This window comes from Kurthia sp. Dielmo (assembly GCF_000307285.2).
Classification (GTDB): Bacteria; Bacillota; Bacilli; order Bacillales_A; family Planococcaceae; genus Kurthia; species Kurthia populi.
Genome location: NZ_HE578958.1, coordinates 338,963 through 348,008, shown reverse-complemented (window position 1 = coordinate 348,008; position 9,046 = coordinate 338,963). Strand labels below are relative to the sequence as shown.

At 43.7% G+C, this 9,046-nt stretch carries 11 protein-coding genes and 2 pseudogenes; 4 read left to right on the top strand and 9 right to left on the bottom strand.

Features of this window, described 5'->3' with window-relative positions:
* Nucleotides 1-248 (top strand): annotated as a pseudogene (locus KTHG_RS10360) (molybdate ABC transporter permease subunit); the annotation flags it as partial.
* Nucleotides 249-299: 51 nt separating this feature from the next.
* Here KTHG_RS10360 and moaD read toward each other — a convergent pair.
* From moaD to KTHG_RS10335, 5 genes are read right to left on the bottom strand one after another with little or no spacing between them, the layout of a single operon-like run.
* Entirely contained in the window at nucleotides 300-530 is a 231-nt protein-coding gene (gene moaD / locus KTHG_RS10355) for a molybdopterin converting factor subunit 1 (protein WP_126990003.1), read from the bottom strand.
* A complete protein-coding gene (locus KTHG_RS10350; protein ID WP_126990002.1) occupies nucleotides 523-990 on the bottom strand; it encodes a molybdenum cofactor biosynthesis protein MoaE in 468 nt (155 codons plus the stop codon). Before KTHG_RS10350 ends, moaD begins: the two co-directional genes overlap by 8 nt.
* Nucleotides 991-1,509 (bottom strand): molybdopterin-guanine dinucleotide biosynthesis protein B, encoded by a 519-nt coding sequence (mobB, locus tag KTHG_RS10345; RefSeq protein WP_255512431.1) that lies wholly within the window; start codon nucleotides 1,507-1,509, stop codon nucleotides 991-993.
* Complete coding sequence (locus KTHG_RS10340) at nucleotides 1,473-2,762, bottom strand: molybdopterin molybdotransferase MoeA (protein WP_139993355.1); 1,290 nt, start codon at nucleotides 2,760-2,762, stop codon at nucleotides 1,473-1,475. Before KTHG_RS10340 ends, mobB begins: the two co-directional genes overlap by 37 nt.
* 12 nt (nucleotides 2,763-2,774) lie before the next feature.
* Entirely contained in the window at nucleotides 2,775-3,791 is a 1,017-nt protein-coding gene (locus KTHG_RS10335; protein ID WP_139993353.1) for a thiazole biosynthesis adenylyltransferase ThiF, read from the bottom strand.
* A 97-nt stretch (nucleotides 3,792-3,888) separates the two neighbouring features.
* Between KTHG_RS10335 and KTHG_RS10330 the strand changes: the two genes are divergently transcribed.
* From KTHG_RS10330 to moaC, 3 genes are read left to right on the top strand one after another with little or no spacing between them, the layout of a single operon-like run.
* Nucleotides 3,889-4,383 (top strand): MogA/MoaB family molybdenum cofactor biosynthesis protein, encoded by a 495-nt coding sequence (locus KTHG_RS10330; protein ID WP_139993351.1) that lies wholly within the window; start codon nucleotides 3,889-3,891, stop codon nucleotides 4,381-4,383.
* Nucleotides 4,380-4,955, top strand: coding sequence for a molybdenum cofactor guanylyltransferase (locus KTHG_RS10325; RefSeq protein ID WP_139993349.1), 576 nt, complete (start codon nucleotides 4,380-4,382; stop codon nucleotides 4,953-4,955). Before KTHG_RS10330 ends, KTHG_RS10325 begins: the two co-directional genes overlap by 4 nt.
* Nucleotides 4,952-5,443: a cyclic pyranopterin monophosphate synthase MoaC gene (gene moaC / locus KTHG_RS10320; protein ID WP_139993347.1), complete on the top strand. Its 492-nt coding sequence runs from the start codon at nucleotides 4,952-4,954 to the stop codon at nucleotides 5,441-5,443. The genes KTHG_RS10325 and moaC overlap by 4 nt, the downstream gene beginning before the upstream one ends.
* Nucleotides 5,444-5,480: 37 nt before the next feature.
* On the opposite strand, the gene KTHG_RS10315 is transcribed toward moaC, so the two are convergent.
* From KTHG_RS10315 to KTHG_RS10300, 4 genes and pseudogenes are all read right to left on the bottom strand, one after another.
* Nucleotides 5,481-6,260, bottom strand: a complete 780-nt coding sequence (locus KTHG_RS10315; RefSeq protein ID WP_139993345.1) for a formate/nitrite transporter family protein — start codon at nucleotides 6,258-6,260, stop codon at nucleotides 5,481-5,483.
* A gap of 35 nt (nucleotides 6,261-6,295) precedes the next feature.
* The gene (gene moaA / locus KTHG_RS10310) at nucleotides 6,296-7,312 is read right to left on the bottom strand and encodes a GTP 3',8-cyclase MoaA (protein WP_139993343.1); all 1,017 of its coding nucleotides are present in this window, start codon (nucleotides 7,310-7,312) and stop codon (nucleotides 6,296-6,298) included.
* 24 nt (nucleotides 7,313-7,336) lie between these two features.
* Nucleotides 7,337-8,125, bottom strand: a complete 789-nt coding sequence (fdhD, locus tag KTHG_RS10305) for a formate dehydrogenase accessory sulfurtransferase FdhD (RefSeq protein WP_139993341.1) — start codon at nucleotides 8,123-8,125, stop codon at nucleotides 7,337-7,339.
* Nucleotides 8,126-8,136: 11 nt separating this feature from the next.
* Nucleotides 8,137-8,485 (bottom strand): annotated as a pseudogene (locus KTHG_RS10300) (Na-translocating system protein MpsC family protein).
* Between the last annotated feature and the right edge of the window lie 561 nt (nucleotides 8,486-9,046).

Genomic DNA, 9,046 nt, shown 5'->3' with positions numbered 1-9,046 from the left:
ACATTTCAATTCCTATGGCCTTTAAAGCGATTATTGCCGGTGGTATTTTATGTTATACGCGGGCGCTCGGTGAATTCGGTGCGACCTTAATGTTTGCCGGAAATTTACCGGGTAAAACGCAGACGACACCACTAGCGATTTATACCGCAATTGATGGCGGTAATATGCAGCTTGCCTGGCTATGGGTCGGCGTCATGATTTTGATTTCCTTCGTCATGCTCCTTAGTGTGCATACGATTCAAAAATAAGAATGAAAATTGAATGAAAACGGGAGCCTATTCATTTAGGCTCCCGTTTTTTTAACCGCCACTAATCGGAGGAATGAACGCAATGACATCACCACTTTGCACAATTGTATGGTCCATCGCAAATTCCTCGTTCACGGCACTCATAACCGTTGAAAGCTCAAGTTGATAGCGGGCTTCAAGCCATGCTTTGACGTCCGAAACGCTCATCTTCTCCGCTTCGATGACAAGTTTCTCCTCGCCAACGGTTTCACGTAAATGCGCAAATAACAATACATTAATCATCTAATTCCTCCTTAGGCGCACCTGCTCGGTATGGTACATTTTCTAGCTGGTCGCCAATCCATTCCGTACCGTCTTCCCAGTGCTCTTTTTTCCAAATCGGCACAATTTGTTTAATGCGATCTATCGCAAATTCATTCGCTTCATAGGCGATTTTTCGGTGTGGCGATGATACCGCAATGACAACCGCAATATCGGTGATGTCAAGCTTACCAACACGATGGGTAATCGCTAGCTGTGCTTCCGGCCATTTTTCATGCATTTCACGCTCGATTTGCTCAAACATTTTAATGGCCATCGCGGGATAGGCCTCGTATTCAAGTGATACTGTCTTTTTGCCTTTTGTTAGCTCGCGGACGGTACCGATAAATACTGTAATCGCGCCTGCATTTCTGCTGACAACTTTTTGTGTGACGTCATCCACGACAAGTGGCTCACTGCTAATTTCAAAACGCGCTGTCATTTAACATCCTTCTTTCGTTACTAAAAATGATAGATATGCTGCCTCATCCTGCAGCGCAAAATGCGGAATTTTTTCACATAATGCTTGTGGAAACGTCGGCCAATAAATAGCCGCGACAATATTTGATAAGGTTAAAAGTTTCACATCTTCAGGCTCTTTAAGAAGCACAACCTTTTGATATGACTCACTTTTATACCCTTCTACAATTATAAAATTAACCAAAAGCGCTTGTTCATATAAATGAATCAACTCATTTAATGCACATGTATTTTTGGCGAGTTGGAGCTGTACAACACCGTCCCCTTCAACGGCGGAAACTACAGCGCCTGCTTGTGCATGACGGGTGCTATCTTTCGTTAAATTCGAAGCGGGTGTACCGCCATGACCATGATGCTTAATCGAGCCCACACGCAGGCCCTTATTACATGCATAGGAAATCAGTTTTTCTGCAAGCGTTGTTTTGCCGCTATTTTGATAACCAACTATCTGTAAGATGGTACGATGTTGTCCCAAGGCCATGCACTTCCATTCGTATCTTCGAGTAGTAAGACATCAATCTGCATGCCCGCTTCATAGCCTCGCGTTCCACCGGGTAACACGATAAAGGCATTGGCATCCGCAAGCGACGACACCGCACTCGATTTATCAAAGCCAGATGGTGTCGCGACAAGCTTGCCGTCCGTCACAGTGACTGTACTACGAACGAAGCGCGTAAATGGATTCGGCTTTTTAAAATCCACGCCAAGTGCCGCTTTTTCACGACGTAGATGTGGTGCTTGACTCCCAAGCGCCGCTTTAATGACCGGTTTTGTATACAATTCAAAGCCGACATAGCATGCAGATGGATTGCCAGATAAGCCAAATAAGAGCTGTCCGTCACACTGTGCAACCGTCGTCACACTACCGGGACGCTGTGCGACTTTGTTAAATAACACATCTGCACCAATTGCCTCATAAATTGCTGGTAAATAATCAAAGTCTCCAACCGATACACCGCCCGTTGTAATTAAACAGTCGACCTCCGCCATCGCTTTTTTAACGGCCTCAATACAGACGGCTAAATCATCACTTAACTTACCATAATATTTCGCCGTTGCGCCGGCACGTTCAATTTGTGCGAGCATCATATAGGCATTACTATTACGAATTTTCCCTGGTGCTAGTACTTCATGTGGCTCAAGCAGCTCACTCCCTGTAGCAATGACGCCAATAACAGGCTTTACAAAAACCGGGACTCGCGCATAGCCAAATGTCGCCAGCAAGGCAGACACACCCGGATTAATATACGTGCCTTTTTTCACCAGTACCGCACCCTGCTTCACATCCTCGCCGCGGTAAGAAATATTCGTCCCCGCTGCAAATGCGCGCTTAATGGTCATATAGGTTTTACCGTCTGCCTCATATCCCTTCGTCAGTTCAAGCATGACGACTGCATCACAGCCAGCAGGAATCGGTGCGCCGGTCATAATACGCACTGCCTGCCCCGGTTCGACAAGCTCATCAAATACAAAGCCGGCACCAATGGTCCCAACGACCTCAAATGCGACCGGATTTTCAGCAGAAGCGGCCGCACTATCAATGGCACGAATCGCAAATCCATCATAGGGTGAACGGTCAAATGCGGGAACATCCTGATCGGCCGCAATATCCTCTGCGACGTAACGTCCGTAGCTCTCGGTAATGTCCACCTGCTCTACTTTTCCTTCTGTTGCATACTGCATGACGCGCTTCACCGCTTCACCAACCGCGATTGGTGTTCTTTTTTCTAACATATTGTTCACTCCTTAGCCTAATAGACGATAATATAAATTTTTTGCATAGTGAATATCATGAGTCCCATGAATGAGCACACGTCCATCCTTAAAAATAACGATGCGCTGCTCCGCTAGCTGACATGATATTAAATACGGATTTTGTTGGACCGTCCCCTGACTTGCTAATGTGCTCGCAAGCGCCTCTAAATCATAATTTTTCGACTGTGCCGGACGGATTTGAACCGCATCACGCCCGCATAATACCGCACTTTTCGTTTGCTGTTCAAACGCTAAATACGGATAGCTCGGCGCCTCGCCACAGCTTTGACAACCGGGATTTTTTGCGGCCTGCATTTTCATTTCAAAATGCTGATTTTGCCACACATCAAATGTTAAAAAGGTGCCGCGTAGTGCCGCATAGTTATTCGTTAAAATTTTAAAAGCCTCCGCTACTTGGTAAGCCGCAACAATTTGAACTGCCGGACTAATAATGCCCACTGTATCACAGGTCATTCCTGTATTTGGCATCGCCTGTAGTAGACAATGCAGACAAGGTGTTGTACCCGGTAAAATCGTATAAGTCGCGCCGTAACTACCAACACAAGAGCCATAAATCCATGGAATATGATGCTTTTGTGTTAAATCATTGATAATAAAGCGAATATCAAAATTATCAGTACCATCGATAACTAAATCGACGTCCGAGAGAAGCTCCGTCAATGTCTCGACATTGGCATCCCCGACGATGGCCTCTACTGCGACGTCGGCATTAATTGCTTGCAGTCGTTCTTTTGCAGCAATGGCCTTTGGTGTTTTTTCGCGTGCATGTTGCTCGGTATATAGCTGCTGACGCTGTAAATTACTCCACTCCACATAGTCGCGGTCAATAATCGTAACACGTCCGACGCCTGCGCGCACAAGTGGCTCAGCCGTTGCACTACCAAGCGCCCCTGCGCCAACGATTAAAAGATGTTTTTGTTGTAAATGTTGCTGTCCTTCCACTCCAATGGGGGTAAAGAGTTGTTGACGAGAATAACGGTCATTCATGACAGCCACTTCCTTTCTTGTTTAATTTTGTTTGACGTACTGATTGTTAGCATTATAATATAAACATTGATTTTATGCCCGAAGGAGGCGATGATTCATGCATCCAACCCATGAACAGGAACGCGTACATGCCGCGATTTTAACGGTAAGCGATACGCGTACGACTGAAACCGATAAGGGTGGTCAAGCCATTTTGCACGCATTGAAGCAGGCAAATTTCGACGTAATTGATTATAAAATTTTAAAAGATGAGCTCGACGAACTGCTTGCACAGCTACGTATTTGGTGCAGTGATTCGTCGATTAATACGATTATATTGACCGGTGGCACTGGCTTTACGAAGCGTGATGTCACATATGATGCCGTCGTACAACTCGTTGATAAGGAAATGCCGGGTTTTGGCGAGCTATTTCGCATGCTAAGCTATGATGACATTGGACCAAAAGCGATGTTTAGCCGCGCCGTTGCTGGTGCTCATGCCGAAACAGCTATCTATGCCCTCCCCGGCTCAACGAATGCGGTCAAACTTGGTATGGATAAACTCATCGTGCCAACTGTGCAACATTTTTTAGGCGAGCTAAAGCGCCGATGAATATTACCGGCGTCATTTTAGCTGGCGGAAAATCATCGCGCTACGGCAAGCCGAAGATGTTTGAACGCTTTAGGGGAAAGCCCTTATACAAGGTCGCGGTCGATGCCTTTGAAAAAAATGCACTCCCTGTCGTCATTGCGACAAATGAGACACTACTGCCACATTTCTCAGATGAAAACGTGACGTTTATTACCGAGCAAACACCGCATGAGGGCCCGCTTTATGCGCTCGCTCATGTTATGGAGCAAGTCGAATCTGATTGGTATTTTGTCGTTGCGGCAGACATGCCCTTTATTGATGCCGCATTTATTGCGACACTTTGCCGTCAAATAACAGCAAACTGTGATGCAGTGATTCCGACGTCAAATGACAACTTGCAACCACTCGCAGCACTCTATCATCGACGCGCACTTGAGCAAGCAAAACAGGCACTTTTTGATAATAAACGAAGTATGCGTGCGTTGCTTCATCAAGTCCGCGTATCATTCGTTGAAATGAATGATACGACAACATTTTTAAATATCAATGCCGTTGAGGACTGGCCTCAAGGCGATAAAGGAGATAACGAATGAGTGAATTTTCACATTGGAATGAAGATGGCCGTCCTAAGATGGTCGACATTTCCGATAAACAACCAACGAGCCGTACAGCCATTGCGCGCAGTACGATTGCGTTATCAACAGAGCTTTACGAAGCCATCGAGCAAGGCAACATCAAAAAAGGGGACCCGACACAAGTAGCACAAATTGCCGGCATTATGGGCGCGAAGAAAACCGCCGATATTATCCCGATGTGTCACCCGATTATGCTACAAGGGACAGATTTTACCTTTGCCTATGAACAAACGGCTGCAGGCTATGATCTGCACATCGAAGCAACCGTGAAATGTGACGGTAAAACAGGCGTTGAAATGGAAGCATTAACAGCTGTATCCATTGCCTCCCTTACGTTTTATGATATGTGTAAAGCTGTTGATAAATCGATGATTATTAAAAACACCTATCTCCTGAAAAAAACAGGTGGTAAAAGCGGTACATTTGTAAATGATAAAATCGATTAATGAAAAAGGAATCGCCAACTCGCGCGATTCCTTTTTTTTATGATTTAGCCGCTTTTTTTTGGAATGCGATATAGTAGGCAAGACCAACAAATACTGCCCCACCGACTGCATTTCCTAAGAAAGCAGGTACGACATTGTGTAAGAAATCGCCCCATGTAACATCTGCGCCTGCAAAAATACCCGCTGGAATCACGAACATATTTGCGACAACGTGCTGGAAGCCGATTGTCACGAAAGCCATTACTGGGAACCAAATACCTAAGATTTTACCGATAAAGTCTTGTGCACCAAAGCATAACCATACTGCTAAACATACTAGCCAGTTACAGCCAATACCTGATACGAAAATTTGCATAAATGTGGCATCGACTTTCCCTTGTGCGATGGCCATTGTTTTTTCAGCAAATGCACCTTCTGTTAAGCCTAAATAATGGCCAAAGAAGTAAGCGATAAATAAGGCACCAAGTAAATTGGCGAATGTGACGAAGAACCAGTTACGAGCAAGCATTGCGAATGTGATTTTTTTCGCATAAAATGCCATTGGCACCGTCATCATATTACCGGTAATTAAGTCTGCCCCAGCAAGTAATACTAAAATAAGACCGATTGGGAATACTGCGGCGCCAATAAATGTCGCGAAGCTTCCCCATTCTGCTGGCATTGTGCCCATTACACGAATATCTAATAAAAAGCCAAACGCAATAAATGCGCCCCCGAAAAAGCCTAAAATCAACATTTTTAAAATGCTGCCTTGGACTTTGCTCACGCCGGTGTTTGTTGCGATTTCTGTAATTTCCTCTGGTTTATAAAAAGCCATGTTACTCTCCCTTAATCAAAAAACTTACAACATGCTTAACCGCCGATATGTGACATTTCTATTTTTGCCTTTTTACGACGTTTAACTGTTTCTTCTGTACGCTCCTCTGAGTAACGGTCCGTACGCTGCTCCCAGACCGATGCAATTTTTGCACCGACTGCTGCATCGTCTAAGTCCGAACGCAGTAAGTCGCGTAAATCTGTGCCTTCTGTTGCGAAAAGACATGTATATAATTTTCCTTCCGCCGAAATACGCGCACGTGAACAATTACCACAAAATGAATCGGTTACAGATGAAATCACACCAATTTCTCCGCCGCCGTCCTCATAACGAAAACGTGACGCAACTTCACCACGATAATTAGGTGCAACTGCCTTTACAGGAGAGAATTTTTGCACTTCGTCGATAATTTCCTTTTTCGAAAATACATCATCCAAGCGCCAACCATTTGAATTGCCAACGTCCATATATTCGATAAAGCGTAAAATATGCTGTTTTTCTTTAAAATAACGGGCCATCGGTAAAATATCCTCGATGTTTTTACCTTTTTGCACGACCATATTCATTTTTACGTAGAGTCCTGCTTCTGCCGCTGCCTCAATACCAGCAAGCACGGTTTTTACTTTGCCGCGATTGCCATTCATCGCTTGAAAACGCTCATCCTCTAGTGAGTCTAAGCTAATCGATACGCGGTCAAGTCCCGCTTCCTTTAGCGGCTTCGCATATTTTTTGAGTAACGAGCCATTTGTCGTCATCGCAATATCCTCGACACCCTCGACTGCACGAATCATGCGGACGAGCACATGTAAATCACGACGCATTAACGGTTCGCCACCCGTAATACGAATTTTCTTTACACCAAATGACACGAAAATTCTCACAAGGCGTTCGATTTCCTCAAAGCTTAAAATTTTATCAGACGGTAAAAAAGCAAAGTCCGGGCCGAAAACCTCGGCTGGCATACAATAACTACAACGGAAATTACAACGATCCGTTACCGAAATACGTAAATCACGTAATGGTCTTTTCAATTGATCATAAATGGGGTTCATCTTCACACCTCCTCCTTTTTGCTTTTATAAGTTCACACGTTTTGGATGCGTATAAATATTCAGCGATTTATTACGAATAAAGCCAATCGTCGTGATGCCTAATTGCTCCGCTAAGCTAAGTGCTAACTCAGTCGGTGCTGATTTAGATAATACGATTTCACAGCCAATTTTTGATACTTTCATTAAAATTTCAGATGAAATACGCCCGCTAAAGACGATAATTTTATCGTCCATCGAAATCTCATGCTTCATGCAGTAACCATAAATTTTATCGAGCGCATTATGACGCCCAATATCCATACGGCTAACAATAATGCCATTTGTATCACAAAGTGCGGCATTATGGACACCACCCGTTTCTTTAAAAGTGACGGCTTCTTGCTGCATCATACGCATCAGGCGATAGCAATCCTCAGGTGTCACCGTCACATGGACCTCATCCATTTGTTTCGCAGCTAACGCATCACTCGCAAAAACAAATCCTTGGCGACTCATGCCACAGCACGATGTAATATAGCGCTTATTTTGCACATCACGCGCATATGGATTTAGCTTTGTCGTTTCCACATGGACGACACCTTCTTTTTCCTGATACCATAGACGATCGATATCGGCATATGTACGAATAATGCGCTCCGACGCTAAATAGCCGAGCACCATATCCTCGACATACTCCGGTGTGCAAACCATCGTCACAAATTCCTGTTGATTGATTTTGACGGTTACCGCATGTTCTGTAACAATCGTATCCTCGACTGCCTCATGCTGTGTCCCTCTCACGCGGATGATAGGACGCTTCACTTGTGTCTCCATAGGTATTCCCCCTACTCCTCAATCGTTTTCTCGAAAACAAAGACAGAAACCGCCATATCCTCTTCGATTTTTGATGTCTGAAAATAAATGGAGTAATTTGGCATCCATTAATTCTTCCATGCCATCTGGCGTTGCCTGCGCATATAAATCTTGAATCATCGCCGTACGTGCCTCGTGCACCATTTTGGCGCCTTCTGTTGTCCCTGCGATAAATTTCTCTGTTGGTGTAATATTGCCGTAAAGCGTTGATACTGCTAGGTTTTCGACAAACACCGTGTGAATACGTTCGGGCCCTTTCCCAAATAAATCTTTGCGTAATTTACGAATAATCTCGTTAAATTCATGCACTTTTTTTGACATTTTTTAAGCTCCTTTCTGTGTTTTTTGTAACTACAGGGGATTTATGACCCTCACAGTTTGATAATGATAAAGCAAGTTTTTGAAAAATAAAAGCCTTATTTTAAATGATAATGATTATCATGTAATATTTTTTATAAAATTTCTTGTATCTTTGAAAAGCGCCATGTATACTAGAAAACGAATAAAAAATGGCGTTGAGATATTGCGCTTATACTTACTATACCCTTTCTAGCAATTGTTTTTTAAACTTTATGTAAGATTTTAGGTAGGTATGACCGTTATGTTTTGATGTTGTTTTTATGACTTAAAATTTAAAATGTCGGATTGGCTTTTTAAGCAAGTACTGCTAAAACTCTCATCCACCATGAAATAAAACTTATGCGTCTTTACGAATTCGCAGCAGTCTTTTTCGTGGTGGATTTTTTTGTTTTTACAGCGATTTTCCTATGAATCCTTATTTCCATCGACGATAAATAATGCGTTCATAGCAACTACAATTCAATTTTAAACTTGTTTGCGCCGATTGGTTTGGCTACATCACCCTTATAACAAGACACGCAA